We start from the raw sequence: 20,162 nt of genomic DNA, 5'->3' as shown, positions 1-20,162 counted from the left end.
TCAGACCTTTTCGACTTCTGGCCGGCCGAGAATGCCGGAAGGCAGGAAGATCAGCACGATCGCCAGGATGGAGAAGGCGGCGACGTCCTTGTAGTCGATCGAGAAATAAGCCGACCACATGCTTTCGATGAAGCCAATCATCAGCCCGCCGAGCACGGCGCCGGGCAGTGAGCCGATGCCGCCGAGCACCGCGGCAGTAAACGCCTTCACACCGGGCGTAAAGCCGTCGGAAAACACCACAACGCCGTAATACATCAGGAACAACGTGCCGGCGACGGCGGCAAGGGCGGCGCCCATGATGAAGGTGATCGAGATGGTGCGATCGACGTCGACGCCGAGCAGTGCGGCCATCTTGCGATCCTGCTCGCAGGCGCGCTGTGCCCGGCCGAGCGAGGTCTTGTTGACCAGGTACCAGAACAGCGCCAGCAGGACTATGGTGACCAGGACGATGATGATCTGCTTCAGCGAGACGCTGATGCCTTCGATGTTGTAGACCTTGGACACCATTGGCGGGACCGGCTTGTTGCGCGGCCCTTGCGTCACCTGGACGAAATTGGACAGCGCAATCGACATGCCAATCGCGGTGATCAGCGGCGCCAGCCGGAATGAACCGCGCAAAGGCCGGTAGGCCACCTTCTCGATCGTCCAGTTATACAGGCTGGTCAGCAGCATCGCGACGATCATCATGATCAGCAGCGCAACGACGATCGGCAGCGAATAGAACAATGCACCGAGGATAAGGAAAACGATGAGCGCGGTGAAAGCGCCGATCATGAAAATGTCGCCATGGGCGAAATTTATCATGCCGATGATGCCGTAGACCATCGTATAGCCGATCGCTATCAGCCCATAGATCGATCCCAGCGTCAGCCCGTTGATAAGCTGCTGGACAAAATACTGCATGCTGTCGTGGCTCCCCTGGAATGTCGCCCATGCAGACGCATTCCTTTTCGTATTTTCCCTAGTCGTAAAGTTTCGAGCCCGGATTGCAACGTGATTTTTCGATCATTACGCGTGTTTTCGCCGCACGTCGTCCGATTGCCCGTTTTGTTCCGGTGCGCCCCCTGGACCATCGCGGACCCTACCATTGGCCTAACGCAATGTCTTTGACGATTCAATCGCAGCATGCGCTCCATTTCGAAGAAATCGCCGTCAAAATAAGTTGATGAGCGGGATCGTTGCGTCGTCGAAGGCAATCCGTTTGCGCTCTCTTTCTTTCGCTTGCGTCAGCGTTTTCTCTATTTGACGACGAAGCCGTGCGCGAATGGGTCGCGGTCGTCGATGAAGATCGTGTTCAATCCGGTCATCCGCGCCCACCCGCCGATCGACGGAATGATTGCCGGCTTGCCGGCGACGGTGACCTCTTTCTCCACCCTGCCCTTGAACAGCGACCCGATGATCGATTCGTGGACGAAGTCGTTGCCGACCCCAAGCTTGCCCTTGGCGTGAAGCTGCGCCATCCGCGCCGAGGTGCCGGTGCCGCAGGGCGAGCGGTCGATTGCCTTGTCGCCGTAGAAGACGGCGTTGCGGGCATCGGCTTGCGGGTTGGTCGGCGCCCCGGTCCACAATATGTGCGACAGCTTATCGATGCCGGGATTCTCCGGGTGGACGAAGGAATATTTCTCGTTGAGCCGCTGCCGCATCACCGGGCTCCAGGCGATCAGTTCGCCGGCCGAATGGTCGGCCATGTCGCGATAGGTTTTTTGCGGTTCGACGATGGCGTAGAAATTGCCGCCATAGGCGACATCGACGCTGATCTCGCCGAGCCCGGGGCATTCGACCGTCAGAGCCTCGGCATAGAGGAAGGAAGGCACATTGGTGATGCGCACCTCCTCGACATAGTCGCCGACTTGGCTGTACTCCGCTACGACCAAGCCCGCCGGCGTATCCAGCCTGAGCACGCCCGGTGTCTTCGGCTTGATCAGCCCATGCTCGACGGCAAAAGTTACCGTGCCGATGGTGCCGTGGCCGCACATCGGCAAGCAGCCCGAGGTTTCGATGAACAGGATGGCGATGTCGCAATCTTCACGCGTCGGCGGATAGAGGATCGAGCCGGACATCACGTCATGGCCGCGCGGCTCGAACATCAGCCCGGTGCGGATCCAGTCATATTCGGCCAGGAAATGCGCTCGCCGCTCCATCATCGTCGAGCCCTTGAGCAAAGGCCCGCCGCCGGCGACCAGCCGCACCGGATTGCCGCAGGTGTGGCCGTCTATGCAGAAGAAGGAATTCTTGGCCATGCCGGCTCCCAACTGACTGTCTTCGAACTCAAAACCGTTGCGGGCTGAACGGGCCGAGATCGAGCGATGGATTCTGCCCGAGAACGAGCTCGCGGATCAAGCGCCCGGTCACCGCGGCCTGGGTCAGGCCGAGGTGACCGTGGCCGAAACCATACACCACCGACGGCGTTTGTTGCGACCGCCCGATCACCGGCAGCGAATCCGGCAGCGACGGCCGGAACCCCATCCATTCGCGTCCATTGGCCGGATCCAGTCCCGGCAGGAATTTCTGCGCCTTTTCGAGCAGCGCTTTCGAGCGCGCATAATTGGGCGGCCTCTCAAGGCCGCCGAGTTCGACCGCGCCGCCGACGCGCAGGCCCGTCTCGAGCGGCGTGATGACGAAGCCATGCCCGGAGAAGATCAATTGCCGCTTTACGTCGAAGGCAGTCTTCGGCAACGTCGTGTTGTAGCCACGCTCGGTCTCCAGCGGGATTCCGTCGCCGAGATGTCTCGCCAGCAGATGCGACCAGGCCCCGGCAGCGATGACGACGTGCTTCGCCCGTCGCCGCGTGCCGTCGGCCGTTGTCAAGATCGCGCCGTCCTGTCCCGCCTTGACACGCTCGATCCGGGCCCTTTCGAACCCGGCGCCCAACCTCTCGGCATAGGCCCACAAGGCCTTTCCAAGCAGCTTGGGATCGGCAACGGTTTTCCACCCCGGCACGAACGTTCCCTTGACGAAGCGCGGCGACAGACCGGGCTGCAGGGCTGTGAGAGCGCTCCCCTCGACATGGCTGAAGCCGATGCCGAAGCGCTGCCTTGCCGCCCAGCCGGTCAGCGAGGCCTTGAACTCGGCCTCGCTGTCGTAGAGTTCGAGCGAGCCGTCCTCATGCAGCATCGGCCGTGTGCCGGAACGGTCGAGCAAGCCCATCCATTCCGCCTCGGCGAGCTTCATCATCCCGGCCTGCGCGGCAAGGCCGGCTTCATAGCGGTCGCTTCGGCCGGCGCGCCAGAAGCGGACCAGCCAGGGCAGCAGCTTCGGCAGATACGCGGGTGGGATGCTGAGCGGGCCGAGCGGGTCGGCGAGCCATTTCGGCAACTGCTTGATCATGCCCTTGTGGGCGAGCGGCAGCACATCGGAGAAGGCAAAGGCAGCGGCATTGCCGGAGCTGGTTTCCTCACAGATCCCCGTCCGATCGAAGATCGTGACGTTTCGCCCCGCCTCGGCCAGAAAGGCGGCGGCGCAGATGCCGATTATGCCGCCACCAATGATGGCGACATCGAGCGTAGCATTATCATTCATTGCCATGCGCCGCGCTGCACATCTGCAAATGCCTTCAAAGCGACCGGATCAGAATGTCGGCAGCTCTGGCCGCACCACCAGCGCATCCCTGACGATCTTTTCGACTGCCTTGCGCCGCTCGCCCGACAATGGCTGGCGCGGCATGCGCACGCGGTCGTTGGTGTTGATCGCCAACACTTCGGCGAGCTTGATGTTCTGCACCAGATAGGTCGAGACGTCGAGGTCGAGCAGCGGCCGGAACCAGCGGTAAATCTTCAACGCCTCCTCGCGGCGGCCCTGTCTCATCAGCTGGTAGATGGCGACGGTCTCGCGCGGGAACGCGGTGACCAGGCCCGCCACCCAGCCGATGGCGCCGACCGACAGCGCCTCGAAGGCGAGATTGTCTACGCCGGTGAACAGGTCGTAGCGGTCGCCGAGGCGGTTGATGATCTCGGTCGAGCGGCGGATGTCGTCGGAGGACTCTTTTATGGCGACGAAGCGTTGGTCCTTCGCCAACTCCTCCATCTGGTCGACGGTGACGTCGACGCGGTAGGCAAGCCGGTTGGAGTAGATCATCACCGGCAGGTCGCCGGCCGCGGCGACGGCGCTGAGTGCCGCGACCGTCTCCTCGGCATTGGTATGGTAGATCGGGCTCGGCACCACCATCAAACCATTGGCGCCTTCCTTGGCGGCGCGGCGCGCGATCGCCGCCGCCTCGCGTGTACCGGCCTCGTTGACCGTCAACAGCACCGGTTTGTTGCCGGCGATCTTCTGCGCGGTCTTCAGCACCGCGATCTTCTCGTCGTGCGACAGCATCGGGCCTTCGCCGAGCGACCCGCAGACGATGATGCCGTCACAGCCGGCCTCCATCTGCAGCGCAAAGCAGCGCTCCATCTCGGCATGGTCGAGGCCGTCGTCCTCGGTGAATTTGGTCGTAACGGCGGGGAAGACTCCGGCCCACATGTCGATCGCTCCATCTGATATATCAGCCGTATATTTCTTAAGAAGCCGGCTGTCAACGTTGAATCTGATGTGATATATCAACAATATATCAGGAGATGTCGCATTGGTATATGACAGACCTGGCTCCGAGCCGGCGACCGCGAAGGCCTACCGCAGGCTCGAGCACATGATCGTAACTCTCGAACTGGCGCCGGCGAGCTTCATCACCGAGGGGGCGCTGATCGACAGGCTCGGCCTCGGCCGCACCCCGGTGCGCGAAGCGATCCAGCGGCTGGCCTGGGAGGGGCTGCTCGAGGTCCGGCCGCGTGCCGGCATTGCCATTGCCCCGCTTCACCCTGGCGACTGGCTGCGTGTCCTCGACGCCCGCCGTGGCGTCGAGGTGGTGCTTGCCCGCTCGGCCGCCCGCTTCGTCACCCGCGAGGCCGCCGACCTGTTTCATGACGCAGCGTTGGCCATGCAGAAAGCGGTGATTTCGGAAAATGTGTTTTACTTCATCCAGGCCGACAAGGCGCTCGACGAGGCGCTGGCGCTGGCTGCCGACAACCCGTTCGCCGCGCGCCTGGCGGCACCCTTGCAAACCCATAGCCGTCGCTTCTGGTTCCGCTACAAGGCCGATACCGGATTGGCCGAATCCGCCGAGCATCATGTCGCGCTGATCCGTTCGATCCTCGCCAGCGACGAAGAGGCCGCGGCCAAGGACGCCAAGCGGCTGATGGCGCTTTTGCGCGGCCATGCCGAGGCGGCTGCTACGCGCTGAGCCTGCCATTTCGTCATGCGCCCTGGCCGGGCAGGGGCATCACGTTTTCCCAATTGTCGCCGGCCGCGACGATGCAGCTTCTGCCGGCGATATCGGTGACGACGATGGTCCAGGTTCCGGTCTCGGCGACAAAGACTTCCATGACCGCCTCATGACCGATCAGCCCCAAAGCAAACTGCCTTTCCTGGAACTTCTCGCTCAAATGGGCGACGAGCTCGCCATGTTCAACGCAGTATTGATATTGCGCGCCTGCGGTGTTCGTACCCACCGCCAATGCGCCAGCAAGAACCAGGGTTTTCACCCATCTCAACAGCGATTTGCGTGCCATAGGGCACCTCCTTTGCCATCACGTTCCGGCAAAGGAGGGGTTTGACGGCCTCATTTTGCCGGAGCGATTCAGGCCGGTTCCGACGTCATCATCATCGCGTCGTTCCTTTCTGTGTTCCGGTCTGCCATTGGTGGGAACGATTCCAGATGTTCCCATTATGTTCTCGATATATGGTATCGGCAATGGAAAAGCGCAAGCAGGCGCCCAAGCGGGCGCCTGCAGATCCGTTTTACGGCTGTCGCCGAAAAGAATGGGCCACAGGCTGCGCGGCCATGCCGAGGCGCGCAGACCCGTGATAAATCGTTCAGGTGCCTGGCAGCGCCGCTATCGTCATCGCGCTTTCCCAGCCTTCGCCGACTGAAATCACGCAGCTTTGACCTTTTGTGTCGCTGGCGAGGATGGTCCAGGTGCCCTTGTCGGAAACGAAGACTTCAAGCACCACATTCGGATTGACGACGCCGACCGCGCTTGGGTTTTCATGAAACTTCTCGCCGAGCGCCTTGACCATATCGGCGCGAGCCGCGCATTGCTCGGCAGCCATTGCCGGGACGGCGGAAAGGGCCATCGCAGCGCAAGCTATAGTCGCCATGAGACGTGTCATCTGACACCTCCTTTGCGCCGGACATATCCCCCGGAGCCGTTACCAGCGCCGTTGGTTGATCTGCCAGCGTCTCCTTCGCGGCAGGACTGCAACCTAAGAAGATTGCTGCCTTCTTGGTTCCATCACATTAGTGTTCATGCCGATGAAGACCGCGACAAAAAGGCCCGAGCTTGGTGCCCGGGCCTTTTCTTGCTTTCTGCGATTTGGATCAGTTCATCGTCGGAATGCCGAATTCGGCGCCATCCTTCACGCCGGCCCGCGCGCCCAAGCCGAAGGCGAGGACGCGCAGACAGAAAACCGTCCGGCTAATTCATCGTCGGGATGACGAACTCGGCGCCATCCTTCACGCCGGCCCGCGCGCCCCAAGCCGAAGGCGAGGACGCGCAAGACAGAAAACCGTCCGGCTAATTCATCGTCGGGATGACGAACTCGGCACCATCCTTCACGCCGGACGGCCAGCGCGACGTTACCGTCTTGGTCTTGGTGTAGAAGCGGAACGCGTCCGGCCCGTGCTGGTTGAGGTCGCCGAAGGAGGACGCCTTCCAGCCGCCAAAGGTGTAGTAGGCGATCGGCACCGGGATCGGCACGTTGATGCCGACCATGCCGACCTGAACCCGCGAGGCGAAGTCGCGCGCCGCGTCGCCGTCGCGGGTGAAGATGGCGACGCCATTGCCCATCTCGTGCTCGTTGGCGAGCTTGATTGCGTTCTCGTAGGTCGGTGCGCGAACGACCGAGAGCACCGGCCCGAAGATCTCTTCCTTGTAGATGCGCATGTCGGCGGTCACATTGTCGAACAGGCAGCCGCCCATATAGTAGCCGTTCTCGTAGCCCTGCATGGAAAAGCCGCGGCCGTCGACGACCAGCTTGGCGCCTTCCTTGACGCCGGTGTCGACATAGGACTTGACCCGCTCCAGCGCCTGCGCCGTCACCAGCGGGCCGAAATCGGCGGAAGAATCCGTCGACGGACCGACCTTCAGGCTCTCGACGCGCGGCACCAGTCTTTCCATCAGCCGGTTGGCGGTGTCGTTGCCGACCGGGACGGCGACCGAGATCGCCATGCAGCGCTCGCCGGCCGAGCCGTAGCCGGCGCCGATCAGCGCGTCGACGGTCTGGTCCATGTCGGCATCGGGCATGATGATCATGTGGTTCTTGGCGCCGCCGAAGCACTGCACGCGCTTGCCGGCCGCGCAGCCGCGCGAATAGATGTACTGGGCGATCGGTGTCGAGCCTACGAAACCGATGGCCTTGATGTCGGGATCGTCGAGGATGGCGTCGACCACTTCCTTGTCGCCGTTGACGACATTAAGGATGCCCGCCGGCAGACCGGCCTCGATGAACAGTTCGGCAATCCGCATCGGCACGCCCGGATCGCGCTCCGACGGCTTGAGGATGTAGGCATTGCCGCAGGCGATGGCCGGCGCGATCTTCCACAACGGGATCATCGCCGGAAAATTGAACGGCGTGATGCCGGCGACGACGCCGAGCGGCTGGCGCATCGAATAGACGTCGATGCCGGGGCCGGCGCCATCGGTGAACTCGCCCTTCATCATATGCGGCGCACCGATGCAGACCTCGACCACTTCGAGGCCGCGCTGGATGTCGCCCTTGGCGTCGGCGATGGTCTTGCCGTGTTCGCGCGCCAATATCTCGGCCAGCGCGTCATACTCCTTGGCGACCAGCTCGAGGAACCGCATCAGGACGCGTACGCGTCGCTGCGGATTGATCGCCGCCCAGCCGGGCTGTGCGGCCTTGGCGTTTTCGACCGCCGCGCGCAATTCCGCCTGCGAAGCCAGCGCCACCGTGCCGCGCACCGTGCCGTCCATCGGCTGCATGACGTCCTGCTTGCGGCCGCTGGTTCCGGCGACGCGCTTGCCGCCGATGAAATGACCGTATTCGATCATGGTCTCTCTCCCTGGTTCGTGATGAGGCATTGTCCGCCTTTGCGGGAGCGATGGCAACGCGAGCGAAAACGCAACCGTTGTGCGGAGAATAGACAGCGATTGACGGCAGAGCATCAATTCTCGCAAATAGGAAGAATGCAGGTCCCCAGCAGCAAGGATTGAGATTGAGTTCCTTCACCGCCCCCCTCTGTCCTGCCGGACATCTCCCCCTCAAGGGGGGAGATTGGCTGTCACGCCCGCCTTCGGAAATCTTCACCGCGGCAAGAAAGACGCCTGCGGCGAAACTGCCAATCTCCCCCCTTGAGGGGGAGATGTCCGGCAGGACAGAGGGGGGCACGAAGGAACGCGGTTTTGATCGTTATCGCCAGGACCACCCTCATGAACTGGGATGATGCCCGTATCTTCCTTGCCGTAGCGCGGGCCGGCCAGATCCTCGGCGCCGCCAGGCGGCTGGAGCTTAATCACGCGACCGTCTCGCGCCGCATTGCCGCCCTCGAGGATGCGCTCAGGACAAAACTGTTTCGCCGGCTTACCACCGGCAGCGAGCTGACGCCGGCGGGCGAGCGTTTCCTCGAGATTGCCGAACGCATGGAGGGCGACATGATCGCCGCGCGCTCGACCGTTTCAGGCGAAGGCGACGACGTCTCGGGCACCGTGCGCATCGGCGCGCCGGACGGCTTTGGCGTCGCCTTCCTGGCCAGGCGCCTCGGCGCGCTGACCGCTCTGCACCGTGAGCTCACCATCCAGCTGGTGCCGGTGCCACGCTCCTTCTCTTTGTCCCGGCGCGAGGCCGACATTGCCATCACCGTCGAACGGCCGACGGAAGGCCGCCTGGTGGCGGGAAAGCTGGTCGACTACACGCTCGGCCTGTTCGCGTCGCGGGCCTACGCCGACACCCATGGACTGCCCGGAACCGCCGCCGAGCTAGGCCAGCATACGCTGATCGGCTACGTGCCGGACCTGATCGTCAGTCGCTCGCTCGACTACGCGGCCGAATTCAGCCCTGACTGGCGCACCAGCTTCGCTATTTCCTCCGCGCTCGGCCAGGCCGAAGCAGTGCGTTCCGGCGCCGGCATCGGCATCCTGCACACCTTCGTTGCCCGCTCGATGCCGGAGCTGGTGCCTCTCGATATCGTCGCACCCATACGCCGCGCCTACTGGCTGGTCTATCATGAATCGGTCAGGCCGCTGCGCCGCGTCCAGGTCGTCGCGAGCTTCATTACCAAGGCCGTCGAACGGGACAGGGGTTTGTTCGCGTGAGCCTGCCGGCCGCTGGCTGTCTTAGCTGGTGGGCGTCTTACTTGGCGTATCGTCCGGGCCCGAGATCGCCGACGTCGATCTCGGGCACCCGGCTGGAGATGATGTCGGCCAGAACTTTGGCCGAGCCGCAGGCCATGGTCCAGCCGAGTGTGCCATGGCCGGTGTTGAGATAGAGATTGGAGAAATCGGTGCGGCCGATCAGCGGCGGCCCGTCCGGTGTCATCGGCCGCAGCCCGCACCAGAAGGTCGCCGATCGCATGTCGCCGCTGCCCGGAAACAGGTCGCCGACCGAATGTTCGAGCGTGCGCCGCCGCGATTCGTGCAGCCGCAGGTCGAAGCCGGAAATCTCCGCCGTGCCGCCGACCCGGATACGGTCGCCGAGCCGGGTGATCGCTACTTTGTAGCTCTCGTCCATCACGGTCGAGACCGGTGCGGCGGCGGCGTCCTTGATCGGCAGGGTGATCGAATAGCCCTTGACCGGGTAGACCGGGATGGGCCGCTTCAGCATGCGCATGAACCGTGCCGAATAGCTGCCCATCGCCATCACATAGGCATCAGCGACCATCCAGCCCTTGCTGGTGCTGACGTTGGTGATGCGATCGCGCTTCTTGACGACGCGCCGTATCTCCGTGTCGTATTCGAAGGTGACGCCGCGTGCCGCGCAAAGCTCGGCAAGCCTGTCGGTGAACATCTTGCAGTCGCCGGTTTCGTCGCCGGGCAACCGCAGGCCACCGACGAATTTTTCGCGCACGCCGGCCAGCCCAGGCTCGGCCGCAATACAGCCGTCGGGGTCGAGGACCTCGTAGGGGACGCCATAGGCCTTCAGCACCTCGACATCGCCGCCGACGCCGTCGAGCTGCTTTTGCGTTCGGAAGAGCTGCAGCGTGCCCTTGGCGCGCTCGTCATAGGCGATGCCGGTCTCCTCGCGCAGCGCCTTCAGCGTGTCGCGGCTGTACTCGGCCAGCGGCACCATGCGCGCCTTGTTCAGCGCGTAGCGTTCAGCCGTGCAATTGCGCAGCATCTTGACCAGCCATATCCACATATGCGGATCGAGGGCCGGTCGCACCACCAGTGGACCGTGCTTCATCAAAAGCCATTTGATGGCCTTCAGCGGAACGCCGGGCCCGGCCCAGGGCGAGGCATAGCCGGGCGAGATCTCGCCGGCGTTGGCAAAGCTGGTTTCCAGCGCCGGGCCTTTCTGGCGATCGATCACCGTCACCTGATGACCGGCCTCGGCAAGAAAATAGGCGGTGGTGACCCCGATCACGCCGCCGCCCAGCACGAAGATCTTCATCGTTTGGTTCTCCGCGGCGGCATCTCGTCGGGATTCGAGACCGGGATCATCGCCGCCTCATGTCTGCCGGATTCTGTGGCGTCAGCCAAGTGCCGATGCTTAGGGAAAAGACATGCGTGAGGACAACAACCTTGCGTCCTAGCCATTCACATATCGCCGGTGGAAACGGTGGCCGAGGCTGGTCAAGACCTCATAGCCGATGGTGCCGGCTTGGCCGGCTACCTGGTCCACCGTCTGCGACGACGGTCCGATGAGTTCGACGAGGTCGCCGGCCTTCAGCCTGCCGGGCGGCAATGCGGAAATGTCGAGGATGATCGAATCCATCGAAACCCGGCCGACGAAGGGCAGCCGCACATTTTCGAGCCAGGCGGAGGAAGCGGCCAGTCGATGCCAGCCATCGCCATAGCCGAGCGAAATCGTCGCCGCGGCAAGCGGAGCCTTGGTGTGGAAAGTGTGACCGTAGCCGACACCGGCGCCGGCCTCCAATATCCGCGTCTGGATGACCTTGGCTTGCAATCGCACCACCGGCAGCATCGGATTGTCCTTCGCCGGCGTCGGATTGACGCCATAGAGAGCGGCACCCGGACGAACGAGGTCGTAGTGATAGCGCTGCCCGAGAAAAATGCCTGATGAATTGGCAAAGGAAGCCGGCGCTTCCGGCAGCATCCGGCGCAGCCGTTCGAATTCCAGCCGCTGCCGCTCGTTGGCCGGCTGCTCGGGTTCATCGGCGCAGGCGAGATGGCTCATCACGAACGTCAGTTGGACACCGTCGAAAGCCTGCGGATCCTGCGCGACTGCCTGCACCTCGGATGGCGTCATGCCGAGCCGCGACATGCCGCTGTCGACCTGGAGGGCGGCCGGCAACTTACGGCCCACCCGCCCGGCCATCTCGCGCCATGCCGCGAGTTGGCTGACGCTGTTGAGTACGGTGCAAAGCCCTGCCGCAACCGCTTCCCTTTCCGCACCCGGCGGAATGCCGTTCAGCACATAAATGGCCGGGTCTGAGCCGAGCGCCTTACGCAGCAAGATGCCGCCGGCCAAATGCGCAACAAAGAAAGTATTACAGCCCTCACCCATCAGCGCCGCCGCCACCGGCGCCGCGCCAATCCCGTAACCGTCGGCCTTGACCACTCCAGCACAGCCGACGCCGCCCAGCCGCGCCTTCAGCCGCCGGTAGTTCTCACGGACGGCGCCGAGATCGATGGTCAGGATCGCCCCTGCCGCGGCTTCGCTGATCGGTTCGCCCAGGGTGACGGTCGGCGGAAGAGATTTGCTGGAGATGTCGCTCATGCCGACCTGTTTTAACGGAAGGCCGGCGGCTACGCCACCAGGTGCCGGAACGCCGCCACCACGTCTTCGTAGACCTTGCGCTTGAACGGCACGATCAGGCCCGGCAATTCCAGCATCGGCCGCCACGCCCACCGGTCGAACTCGGCCTTGTGGCCACCCGGCGGCGGATTGATCGCGATCTCGCTTTCGTCGCCGTGGAAACGGAAGGCAAACCATTTCTGCGTCTGGCCGCGATATCGTCCCTTGAAGGCGACGCCGACCAGATGCGCCGGCAGGTCGTATTTGATCCAGTGCGGCGCCTCGGCCAGCAGCGACACCGAGCGCATGCCGGTCTCTTCGTAAAGTTCACGCGCCGCCGCGGGCAGCGGCTCCTCGCCATCATCGATGCCGCCCTGCGGCATCTGCCAGAGCTGCGTCGCTCCAGCGAATTCGCTGTCCGGCTCGGCAATGCGACGGCCGACCCAGACCAGGCCGGCCTCATTGAGGACCATCACCCCTACGCAGGGCCGGTAGGGCAGCGTCTCGGGCTCAACGAGCTTGTTCTTTGTCATCTCAGCCTTTTTCCGGATCTATGGCCACCGCCGAAACCGGCACGATCTCGATGCCGCGCTTCTTGGCCTCGGTCACCCAGGAAGACACGGTATCCACCGTCAGGTCGAAAGCCGAGCCGATGCCGACGGCAAACCCTTTCGCCCGTGCCGTCGCTTCCAGCCCATCCAGTTTCTTCAATATGGCGCCGCGGTCCTGCACCGCATCGATCGCCGTATCGCCGCCGACGAACGGCACGCCGTCCTTCAGCGCCAGTTCGGGTGCCAGGCTGCGCGCCGACGAACCGTCGTCGACATAGGCCAGACCACGCTTGCCAAGCTCGGCCATCAACGGCCCCATCGCCGTCGCGTCGGCCGAAAAGCGGGCGCCCATATAGTTCATGACGCCGGTGTAGTTGGTCGTTCGCGACAGCGCCCAGCGTAAATTCTTCAAATTCTCGTCCGGCGTTGCAGCCACGGTCAGCGTGTTACGGCCGGGATTGACGTTCGGATAGTCGAACGGCTCAAGCGGTACCTGCATGATGACCTCATGGCCGCTCTGCCGCGCCACCTGCATCCAGCGGCCGATGCTGTTGCCTTGCGGCGCGAAGGCCAGCGTCACTTCCGCCGGCAGCTTGGCTATGGCTGCCTGCGTGCCGGTCTGCGACACGGCAAGCCCGCCGATGACGAGCGCGACGCGTGCACCGCGAGCCCCGGACCACGGCCGCGCATAGACATCGAACGGGCGCCTGCCGTCGGCGGCGCGGATCGGCAACGGACCGGTTTCGCTGGCCTCGACCAGCGCCTTGTCGGGAATATGCGCGACCCTGAGGTTCTGGCCGATCGTCGAAGGGTCGCGAATGACTATGGCCGCCTCGGGTGGAGCGTCGCCCCCCTCGGTCTGGACATGGATGATCTGCGGACCGCCCGTCTTCGGCCCGCCTATGTTGGCCCCACTTGCGTTGCTTGGCGCAGCCATTTCGGGCGTCGCCTTGGCGGGCGCGGCGACGGTATCCGCCGCCGGCGTCTTCGGCGTCGAAACGGCTGCTTCTTGCAGCTTCCGGAACGGCTTGTCTCGCAAGGCGATGGCGCTGGAGACGCCGACCATGGACAGCACGACAAGCGCGGCCGCGACCGTACCGGCGCTGATCCCGCTGCCTGAGCGCGGCAGCCGGATCGCCTGTCCGAGAGGTCGTTCTATGTCCTTGCCGATATCAGCCAAGCCCGCATCCCCGGCGCGCATCCCCGAAGTGAAACCTTCTCCGGAGGCGCAAAATCCAAAATGTCGGCGCGTCCCCTTGCTTCACTGGACGCGCAGCATGCCGGCCGCGGCCCCCGAATCAAACTGCCGGAGCCTCGCGGCCCCGGCAGCATCGCATCGCTTCGCTCAGGCAGCCAGACCTGTTTGGCCCGGCTTGCCTGCCCTTACTGGTTCAACACGGCCTTTTGCGGATTCGGCGGGAACGCCGGATCGGTCTTCTGGCCGCGCAGCAGCTGCTCGGCATAGATGAGCTGCAAATCGTCCTTCGGTTCCGGCGGCACATAGGCTGCCGAACCCGAACCGGTCGTGCTTTCGTCGGCGCCCTTGATATGGCCCTTGAGGTCCGATTCGCCGCGCGTCAGGTCCCTGCCCTGCAGTTCGGCCGGCAGCGGCTGGTCGACCTTGATGTCGGGCGTGATGCCCTTGCCCTGGATCGACTTGCCGGACGGCGTGTAATAGAGCGCCGTCGTCAGCCGCAGCGCCCCGTTCTCGCCAAGCGGAATGATGGTCTGCACCGAACCCTTACCGAAGGACTGCGTGCCGACCACCGTGGCGCGGCGCAGATCCTGCAGCGCGCCGGCGACGATTTCCGAGGCACTGGCCGAGCCGCCATTGACGAGCACGATCAGCGGCTTGCCGCCGATGTCGTCGCCGGCCCGCGCGTCGAAGCGGGTGACGTCCTTCGGGTCGCGGCCGCGCGTCGAGACGATCTCGCCACGGTCGAGGAAGGCATCCGACACGCTCACCGCCTGGTCGAGCAAACCGCCCGGATTGAGGCGCAGGTCGAGCACGTAGCCCTTGAGCTTGTCGTTCGGCACCTGCTTCTTGATGGTGTCGATGGCATTCTCGAGGTCGTCATAGGTTTTTTCGGTAAAGGAGGTGATCTTCATGTAGCCGATGTCGTTTTCGACCCGGAACTTGACGGCCTTGACCTTGATGATATCGCGCACGACGGTCAGTTCGATCGGCTTGTCGGCGCCCTGGCGCAGGATGGTGAGCTTGATCGGCGTATTGACCAGCCCGCGCATCTTCTCGACAGCGTCGTTGAGCGTCAGGCCGCGGACCTCCTCGCCGTCGATCTTGGCGATATAGTCGCCGGCGAGCACGCCTGCCTTGGCGGCCGGCGTATCGTCGATCGGCGTGATCACCTTGACCAGGTCGTTCTCCATGGTGACCTCGATGCCGAGGCCGCCGAATTCGCCCTTGGTCTGCACGCGCATGTCCTGCGCTTCTTCGGCATTCATGTAGGAGGAGTGTGGGTCGAGCGACGACAGCATGCCGTTGATGGCATTTTCAACCAGCGACTTGTCGTCGGGCGGCGTCACATAATTCGCCCGTACCCGTTCGAAGATATCGCCGAAGATCGCCAGTTGCTTATAGGTCTCGGAGCCCGCAGCCTTCGCTGTCGAGCCGGGCGCGCCATAGACCAGGCTCATCGCCGATGCACCCATCAGCGCACCGGCAAACAGAAGCGACAGTTTCCGCATCATTCACGTCCTTCCAGAAAAACGGTCCGCCCACCATGGGGCCGGATCGACGGGTTTTCCATCCTTGCGGAACTCGACATAGAGCTCCGGCGTGGCATTTCCATTCTTCGATGCCGAGGTGCTCGCCACCCGGGCCTCTCCCATCGCGCCGACCGGCTCACCTGCGAGCACCGACTGGCCAGACGCGACGCTGATTCTGCTCATCCCCGCCAGGACGACATGATAGCCGTCACCCGCATTCAGGATCAAGAGTTGACCGTAAGAGCGGAAAGGCCCCGCATAAAGCACATTTCCATCCGCCGGCGCTGTGACGATGGCTCCCGATTGTGTCGCAACCATGTCACCGAGCATCACCGCGCCGTTACCGTCGTTGGCCCCGAAGCGCCGCTTGATCCTGCCGGTGACCGGCAGCGCGATCTGCCCTTGAAGCGCGGAAAACGGCGCGGCAGCGGTGAGCCTGTTGCTCTCCGGCACCGGCAGCGAGGCCAATTCCGTCGGCGCCGCAGCCGATGCCGGGCCCTTGTCGGCGTCGGCCGTCTTTTGCTCGGCTGCCTTGGCCGCATCCGCCGCCTTGCGGGCTCTGTCGGCCTCGAGCGAGGCGATCAGTTCTTTCAGGCTGCCGGCCTTTGCCGCCAACGTCGCGGACCGCTGCTTTTCGGCGGCCAGCGCGGTTTGCGTATCGGCGGCGAGCTTCTGCTTGGCTTCGAGCAGCATGCCGAGCCGCTTTTTTTCCGCCGCCTGCTCGCCGACAGCTGCCGTCAGCCGCGCCCGCTCGGCCTCGATCGAGGCCGTCACCCGCGACTGCTCCTTGAGGTCGGCCAGCAACATGTCGGTCTGCTGGCGCAGTTCCGGCACCACGGCACCGAGCAGGATGGCGCTGCGCACCGACGACAATGCGTCCTCCGGCTTGACCAGGATCGCCGGCGGCGGATTGAGCCCCATGCGCTGCAGCGCGCCGAGCACTTCGGCCAGAACGTCGCGTCTGGCGGCCAGTGAGGCGCGGATCTTCTGCTCCTGCGCCTTCAGCCCTTCCAGCTTGCCGCCAATGTCCTCGATGTCCTGGCCGAGCTTCTGCTCGGTCATCGCCGACTGGATCAGCGCCGCGGTGATCGAGGCGTGGTCCTTCTTGACAGCCGCTATGTCGGCGGCGAGCTTGGCCAGCCGCTCGGACGACAGCGTGATCTCTTTCGATACTTTTTCGTATTCGGCGCGGCTCTGGTCCGGGTCGGGCGCCACGTCGAGCGTGTTCTCGGCCCGCGCGACGCCGAGCGAAAGCGCGATCGTCGCCACGGCGATGCCGTAGCGCACGCGCCAGGAGCCCGTTCGTGATTTCCAGTCTTCAGACATTGAAGCCCAACTCTATGCGCGGCTTCGTTAACGAACCATCAACCATGTTCGAGCCCCGGCCGTCATCGACAAACCCCATGAGGCCAAACTGTCGATGAGCATTGGGGCAAAAATCCGGGCGGCTGGCATCAATTCGCCGACGGAGCCGACTTCATGAACGATGGTAGGGGTGACCGGAAAGGATCGTGGCCGCCCGGTAAAGCTGCTCGCCCAGCATCACGCGGACCAGCTGATGCGGCCAGGTCAGCGCGCCGAGCGACACCGTCAGATCAGCCAGGTCGCGCAGTGACTGGTCATGGCCGTCGGCGCCGCCAATGGCGATCACCAGCGCCTTGCGCCCGCCATCGCGCAGCGAACCTATGCGGCCGGCGAAATCCTCGGAGGAAAGGTTCTTGCCGCGCTCATCCAGCAGCATCAGCGCCGTGCCCGGTTGCAAGTGCGTCTGCAGCTTCTGGCCTTCCTCGCGCCGGCGCTCATTGGCCGTCTGCGCGCGACCTTCGGCAATCTCGACGATCCCGGCGAATTCGAGGCCTACGGCAGGACCGCTCCTGGCAAAACGCTCGAAATAGCGGTCGGCCAACTGCTTCTCGGGGCCGGCTTTCATTCGGCCCACGGCATGAACCGTAATCTTCATCCCTGCCTCGAAGAGCCGCTGATGCATGTCGGACAACGACATGCATCAAGACGAATACGGCTCAGTGGAGGGTCTCCTCCTCGAGATCGGGCGCCTGCCACATCTTTTCGAGATTGTAGAAGTCGCGGACCTCGGGACGGAAGACATGGACGATGATGTCGCCCGAATCGATCAGGACCCAGTCGGCGCCAGCCAGCCCCTCGACGCGCGCAGTGCCGAGCCCGGCATCCTTGAGCGCCTTAAGGAGATGATCGGCAACAGCCGAGACATGACGGTGCGATCGGCCAGACGCGACGACCATGTAGTCGCCGAGGCTCGATTTCCCCTGAATGTCGATTGAGACGATGTTTTCGGCCTTGGAGTCTTCCAGACTGGCAAGGACTGTCTTGATGGCGCGGGACACGGCGTCGTTTACGCTGATCCCGGCCGGCGAAGGCACGATGTCGGCCTTCTTCCGCAGTGCTGTTCTCAGTGTATTTCCTTTCGCAGCAAGAACAACCAAATCACCTCTGAAATCAGGTGACACTGCTTAGATAGGCAGAGTTAGGTTGCAGTTTCAAGACACCGCTCGCAAGCAGGCACCCGGCAGCGGCCGAATATCCGGCTTTTCGGGCCAGAAAATCGGAACCGCCTCGCCCCGCAGCGGTTATCGGCTCATCCACGAACCGGAATCCCGACATGCCGATCGATCCCCAGAACGCCCTCCTCACCGTGCAATCCGGCCTGGCGCAACTCAGCACGCTGATCGTCTCCTACTCGCTTTCGGCGGTCGGCGCCGTCATCCTGCTGGTCATCGGCTACATCGTCGCCGGCCTCGCCGAGCGTTCGATCTATGCCGGCCTCGGCCATATCAGCGGCTTCGACGAAACGCTCCGCCATTTCTTCTCGCAGGTCGTCCGCTACGCCATCCTGGGACTGGTCGTGATCATGGTTCTCGGCCAGTTCGGCGTGCAGACGGCTTCGATCATTGCCGCTATCGGTGCCGCCGGCCTGGCCATCGGCCTGGCGCTGCAAGGCACGCTGCAGAACATTGCCGCCGGCATCATGCTCCTGGCGCTGCGGCCGTTCCGCATCGGCGAATATGTCGAAGTCGGCGCGATATCCGGCACCGTCGAGGAGATCGGGCTGTTTGCCACAACGCTGAGGACGGTCGAAGGCGTCTACGTGCTTGCACCCAACTCGACCCTGTGGAACCAGCCGGTCCGCAACTTCACCCGCAACGGTGTGCGCCGCGGCGACATCACGCTCAGCATCGGCTCCTGGAACGACATCGATTTTGCGCAGAAGACCATGCTCGGTGTCGCCGCCGCCGACCGGCGCGTCAGGCGGCAGCCGGCGCCGATCGCCTTTGTCGCGACTGTCGGCGACAGCACCGTCGCCATCACCTTGCGCTACTGGACGGCGGCTGCCGATTTTTTCGCCGCCCAGATCGACCTCACCAAGAGCGTCAAGCAGGCATTCGATGCCGAAGGCCTTTCGGTCCCGGCGCCGGCACCGAAAGCGCCTCAGCCGGATGCCTCAGCCACGCGGCAATAGAGGATTTGAAACCAGCTGGAGGGTGTTCAAAGTCCTTCGCGCCGGCGCTGATCTTCAGGCGCGAAGGCGAGATCGACAGGCAACGGCGCCTGCGCCGTCATTGGCGCGAAACTGCCGGTCTCGGTGGCGGGCACCGGCCGCACCATGACGACGCGCCAGAGAACGAACAGGCAGTAGGCGGTGGCAATGACGATTGCCACATAGATGAAGGCCTGCGTGCCGTAGACGGCGGAAAGCCCGGTCACAATGCCGGGTACGACGAAGCCGGACAGCGACCAGGCAAACAAAAGCGAGCTCGACAGCGCCACCATGTCGTCCTTGCCGGCGCGGTCGCCGGCATGGGCGCTGGCCAGCGAGTAGATCGATTCCGAGGCGCCGTCCCAGACCACATAGATGACAAGCAGCGCCGCCAGCGCGCCGCCGTCGAAACCGAGGGCAAACAGGCCCGCCGCGGCGGCAAGCGCCGACGCCGCGATCAGCACAAAGCGCCGGTCGGTGCGGTCGGAAATCCAGCCGAGCGGAATCTGCAGGATCAGCGTGCCGGCCGGCATTGCCGAAAGCAGCAAGGCGACGTCGGCCTGGCTGTAGCCCTTGGTCGTGGCATGGATCGGCGCAAAACCCGAGATCGTCATCGACAGGCCGCCGACGGCAAGCATGCCGGCAACGCCGACCGGGGAGATCCGCCAGGCGCGGCCGAGCGCCACGGACGCCGCTTGCGGCGCCGGCGGCTGCGCAAGCCGCGTCAGCCCGACGGGAAGGATCGACAGCGCGGTGAAGGCGATGCCGATCAGCGGCGCATCGGCCGCGCGGATATCGATCAACGCCAGCGTCGAATAACCGACGCCGAGCCCGGCGACATAGGCAACGTAGAAGATAGCCATGACCCGGCCGCGGATGGCGTTGGCGACGACATCGTTCAGCCAGCTCTGCGCGACAATGAACAGGCCGCATATGGCAAAGCCGTAGAGCGCCCGTGCAGCGATCCATGGCAATGGGTGCGGCCCGGCGCCGACCGCGGCGTTGGACAGCACGATCAGCGCCGACAGCACCATGAATACGCGGGCATGGCCGACACGCCGCACCAGCGGCCCGGTCAGGATGCAGCCGGCGAGGCCGCCAGCCGAAAGGCCGGTGACGATCAGCCCCGCCCATGTCGGATCGAAGCCCTCGGCGCCGAGCCGGACTGGGATGTAGGCGAACATCAGCCCATTGCCGACGGCGATCAGCGCCATCGACAACAGGATGCTGGCAATGGCGATCGACGGCGCCGGCTGCCCTAGACCGTTCTTGTCCTGGTCGCGCTCGAGAATCGTCATGACCGAGGATCGCCCATCAAGCAGGTCAAGGCAGCGGCAAAAGCGACATCACCGGACTTGCCTTCTCCCCTTCTTGTGCAGGGGAATCGCATATGGCGATTTTGGGGTTGAGTTTAGGCTGAGAAAGGATTCTTTGGAGAGGCAGTTGAGCGAAGGAGCGAC

19 protein-coding genes are annotated in these 20,162 nt (G+C 63.9%); 3 read left to right on the top strand and 16 right to left on the bottom strand.

Translation table 11 applies throughout. From position 1 onward, the window contains the following. The 4 genes from NKI24_RS13410 to NKI24_RS13395 all read right to left on the bottom strand — a co-directional run bounded on the left by NKI24_RS13410 (position 1) and on the right by NKI24_RS13395 (position 4,461). Positions 1-903, bottom strand: a complete 903-nt coding sequence (locus tag NKI24_RS13410; RefSeq protein WP_352454929.1) for a branched-chain amino acid ABC transporter permease — start codon at positions 901-903, stop codon at positions 1-3. Between the two features lie 335 nt (positions 904-1,238). After that, a complete protein-coding gene (locus NKI24_RS13405) occupies positions 1,239-2,240 on the bottom strand; it encodes a 4-hydroxyproline epimerase (protein ID WP_352683322.1) in 1,002 nt (333 codons plus the stop codon). Between the two features lie 28 nt (positions 2,241-2,268). Next, positions 2,269-3,519 (bottom strand): NAD(P)/FAD-dependent oxidoreductase, encoded by a 1,251-nt coding sequence (locus tag NKI24_RS13400; RefSeq protein WP_352745868.1) that lies wholly within the window; start codon positions 3,517-3,519, stop codon positions 2,269-2,271. 48 nt (positions 3,520-3,567) lie between these two features. Continuing rightward, the gene (locus NKI24_RS13395) at positions 3,568-4,461 is read right to left on the bottom strand and encodes a dihydrodipicolinate synthase family protein (RefSeq protein WP_352450868.1); all 894 of its coding nucleotides are present in this window, start codon (positions 4,459-4,461) and stop codon (positions 3,568-3,570) included. 166 nt (positions 4,462-4,627) lie between these two features. Here NKI24_RS13395 and NKI24_RS13390 point away from each other — a divergent pair, with 166 nt between their 5' ends. Next, positions 4,628-5,218 carry a GntR family transcriptional regulator gene (locus tag NKI24_RS13390; protein WP_502900811.1) on the top strand — a complete coding sequence of 197 codons (591 nt, stop codon included), beginning with the start codon at positions 4,628-4,630 and terminating at the stop codon, positions 5,216-5,218. Between the two features lie 13 nt (positions 5,219-5,231). Here the strand turns inward: NKI24_RS13390 and NKI24_RS13385 are convergent, their stop codons facing one another. The 3 genes from NKI24_RS13385 to NKI24_RS13375 form a co-directional block, all read right to left on the bottom strand. Further along, on the bottom strand, positions 5,232-5,546 hold the full coding sequence (locus tag NKI24_RS13385) for a hypothetical protein (protein ID WP_352450870.1): 315 nt from the start codon (positions 5,544-5,546) through the stop codon (positions 5,232-5,234). A 304-nt stretch (positions 5,547-5,850) separates the two neighbouring features. Further along, positions 5,851-6,147, bottom strand: coding sequence for a hypothetical protein (locus tag NKI24_RS13380; protein ID WP_352450871.1), 297 nt, complete (start codon positions 6,145-6,147; stop codon positions 5,851-5,853). A 404-nt stretch (positions 6,148-6,551) separates the two neighbouring features. Further along, positions 6,552-8,048, bottom strand: coding sequence for a CoA-acylating methylmalonate-semialdehyde dehydrogenase (locus NKI24_RS13375; protein WP_352745862.1), 1,497 nt, complete (start codon positions 8,046-8,048; stop codon positions 6,552-6,554). Between the two features lie 378 nt (positions 8,049-8,426). On the opposite strand from NKI24_RS13375, the gene NKI24_RS13370 reads away from it, so the two are divergent. Then, entirely contained in the window at positions 8,427-9,308 is an 882-nt protein-coding gene (locus NKI24_RS13370) for a LysR family transcriptional regulator (RefSeq protein WP_023678060.1), read from the top strand. Positions 9,309-9,345: 37 nt separating this feature from the next. Here NKI24_RS13370 and NKI24_RS13365 read toward each other — a convergent pair whose 3' ends face one another. The 8 genes from NKI24_RS13365 to rsfS form a co-directional block, all read right to left on the bottom strand. Continuing rightward, positions 9,346-10,602: a D-amino acid dehydrogenase gene (locus NKI24_RS13365; RefSeq protein WP_502901456.1), complete on the bottom strand. Its 1,257-nt coding sequence runs from the start codon at positions 10,600-10,602 to the stop codon at positions 9,346-9,348. A gap of 138 nt (positions 10,603-10,740) precedes the next feature. Next, complete coding sequence (gene alr / locus NKI24_RS13360; protein ID WP_352745861.1) at positions 10,741-11,892, bottom strand: alanine racemase; 1,152 nt, start codon at positions 11,890-11,892, stop codon at positions 10,741-10,743. A 29-nt stretch (positions 11,893-11,921) separates the two neighbouring features. Then, complete coding sequence (locus NKI24_RS13355) at positions 11,922-12,443, bottom strand: RNA pyrophosphohydrolase (RefSeq protein WP_352683312.1); 522 nt, start codon at positions 12,441-12,443, stop codon at positions 11,922-11,924. A 1-nt stretch (position 12,444) separates the two neighbouring features. Then, complete coding sequence (locus NKI24_RS13350; protein WP_352683310.1) at positions 12,445-13,641, bottom strand: divergent polysaccharide deacetylase family protein; 1,197 nt, start codon at positions 13,639-13,641, stop codon at positions 12,445-12,447. A gap of 203 nt (positions 13,642-13,844) precedes the next feature. Beyond that, complete coding sequence (locus tag NKI24_RS13345) at positions 13,845-15,170, bottom strand: S41 family peptidase (RefSeq protein ID WP_023678065.1); 1,326 nt, start codon at positions 15,168-15,170, stop codon at positions 13,845-13,847. Continuing rightward, positions 15,171-16,514 (bottom strand): murein hydrolase activator EnvC family protein, encoded by a 1,344-nt coding sequence (locus NKI24_RS13340; RefSeq protein ID WP_352745859.1) that lies wholly within the window; start codon positions 16,512-16,514, stop codon positions 15,171-15,173. It lies immediately after the preceding gene. Between the two features lie 151 nt (positions 16,515-16,665). Beyond that, positions 16,666-17,148 (bottom strand): 23S rRNA (pseudouridine(1915)-N(3))-methyltransferase RlmH, encoded by a 483-nt coding sequence (rlmH, locus tag NKI24_RS13335; RefSeq protein ID WP_023678067.1) that lies wholly within the window; start codon positions 17,146-17,148, stop codon positions 16,666-16,668. Positions 17,149-17,209: 61 nt separating this feature from the next. Continuing rightward, positions 17,210-17,587, bottom strand: a complete 378-nt coding sequence (gene rsfS, locus NKI24_RS13330) for a ribosome silencing factor (protein ID WP_023678068.1) — start codon at positions 17,585-17,587, stop codon at positions 17,210-17,212. Positions 17,588-17,826: 239 nt separating this feature from the next. Here rsfS and NKI24_RS13325 point away from each other — a divergent pair, with 239 nt between their 5' ends. Beyond that, positions 17,827-18,684: a mechanosensitive ion channel family protein gene (locus tag NKI24_RS13325; protein WP_352745856.1), complete on the top strand. Its 858-nt coding sequence runs from the start codon at positions 17,827-17,829 to the stop codon at positions 18,682-18,684. A gap of 26 nt (positions 18,685-18,710) precedes the next feature. On the opposite strand, the gene NKI24_RS13320 is transcribed toward NKI24_RS13325, so the two are convergent. Then, complete coding sequence (locus NKI24_RS13320) at positions 18,711-20,000, bottom strand: MFS transporter (protein ID WP_352745854.1); 1,290 nt, start codon at positions 19,998-20,000, stop codon at positions 18,711-18,713. Between the last annotated feature and the right edge of the window lie 162 nt (positions 20,001-20,162).

The sequence above is a fragment of the Mesorhizobium sp. M0701 genome, assembly GCF_040320365.1.
Taxonomy (GTDB): domain Bacteria; phylum Pseudomonadota; class Alphaproteobacteria; order Rhizobiales; family Rhizobiaceae; genus Mesorhizobium.
Note: the sequence above shows the minus strand (reverse complement) of the source record. Positions and strands in the feature narration are given on the sequence as shown.

Coding starts and splice junctions, on each gene's coding strand:
- NKI24_RS13410 (WP_352454929.1), bottom strand. CDS start 903: ATGCAGTATTTTGTCCAGCAGCTTATCAACGGGCTGACGCTGGGATCG.
- NKI24_RS13405 (WP_352683322.1), bottom strand. CDS start 2,240: ATGGCCAAGAATTCCTTCTTCTGCATAGACGGCCACACCTGCGGCAAT.
- NKI24_RS13400 (WP_352745868.1), bottom strand. CDS start 3,519: ATGAATGATAATGCTACGCTCGATGTCGCCATCATTGGTGGCGGCATA.
- NKI24_RS13395 (WP_352450868.1), bottom strand. CDS start 4,461: ATGTGGGCCGGAGTCTTCCCCGCCGTTACGACCAAATTCACCGAGGAC.
- NKI24_RS13390 (WP_502900811.1), top strand. CDS start 4,628: ATGATCGTAACTCTCGAACTGGCGCCGGCGAGCTTCATCACCGAGGGG.
- NKI24_RS13385 (WP_352450870.1), bottom strand. CDS start 5,546: ATGGCACGCAAATCGCTGTTGAGATGGGTGAAAACCCTGGTTCTTGCT.
- NKI24_RS13380 (WP_352450871.1), bottom strand. CDS start 6,147: ATGACACGTCTCATGGCGACTATAGCTTGCGCTGCGATGGCCCTTTCC.
- NKI24_RS13375 (WP_352745862.1), bottom strand. CDS start 8,048: ATGATCGAATACGGTCATTTCATCGGCGGCAAGCGCGTCGCCGGAACC.
- NKI24_RS13370 (WP_023678060.1), top strand. CDS start 8,427: ATGAACTGGGATGATGCCCGTATCTTCCTTGCCGTAGCGCGGGCCGGC.
- NKI24_RS13365 (WP_502901456.1), bottom strand. CDS start 10,602: ATGAAGATCTTCGTGCTGGGCGGCGGCGTGATCGGGGTCACCACCGCC.
- alr (WP_352745861.1), bottom strand. CDS start 11,892: ATGAGCGACATCTCCAGCAAATCTCTTCCGCCGACCGTCACCCTGGGC.
- NKI24_RS13355 (WP_352683312.1), bottom strand. CDS start 12,443: ATGACAAAGAACAAGCTCGTTGAGCCCGAGACGCTGCCCTACCGGCCC.
- NKI24_RS13345 (WP_023678065.1), bottom strand. CDS start 15,170: ATGATGCGGAAACTGTCGCTTCTGTTTGCCGGTGCGCTGATGGGTGCA.
- NKI24_RS13340 (WP_352745859.1), bottom strand. CDS start 16,514: ATGTCTGAAGACTGGAAATCACGAACGGGCTCCTGGCGCGTGCGCTAC.
- rlmH (WP_023678067.1), bottom strand. CDS start 17,148: ATGAAGATTACGGTTCATGCCGTGGGCCGAATGAAAGCCGGCCCCGAG.
- NKI24_RS13325 (WP_352745856.1), top strand. CDS start 17,827: ATGCCGATCGATCCCCAGAACGCCCTCCTCACCGTGCAATCCGGCCTG.
- NKI24_RS13320 (WP_352745854.1), bottom strand. CDS start 20,000: ATGACGATTCTCGAGCGCGACCAGGACAAGAACGGTCTAGGGCAGCCG.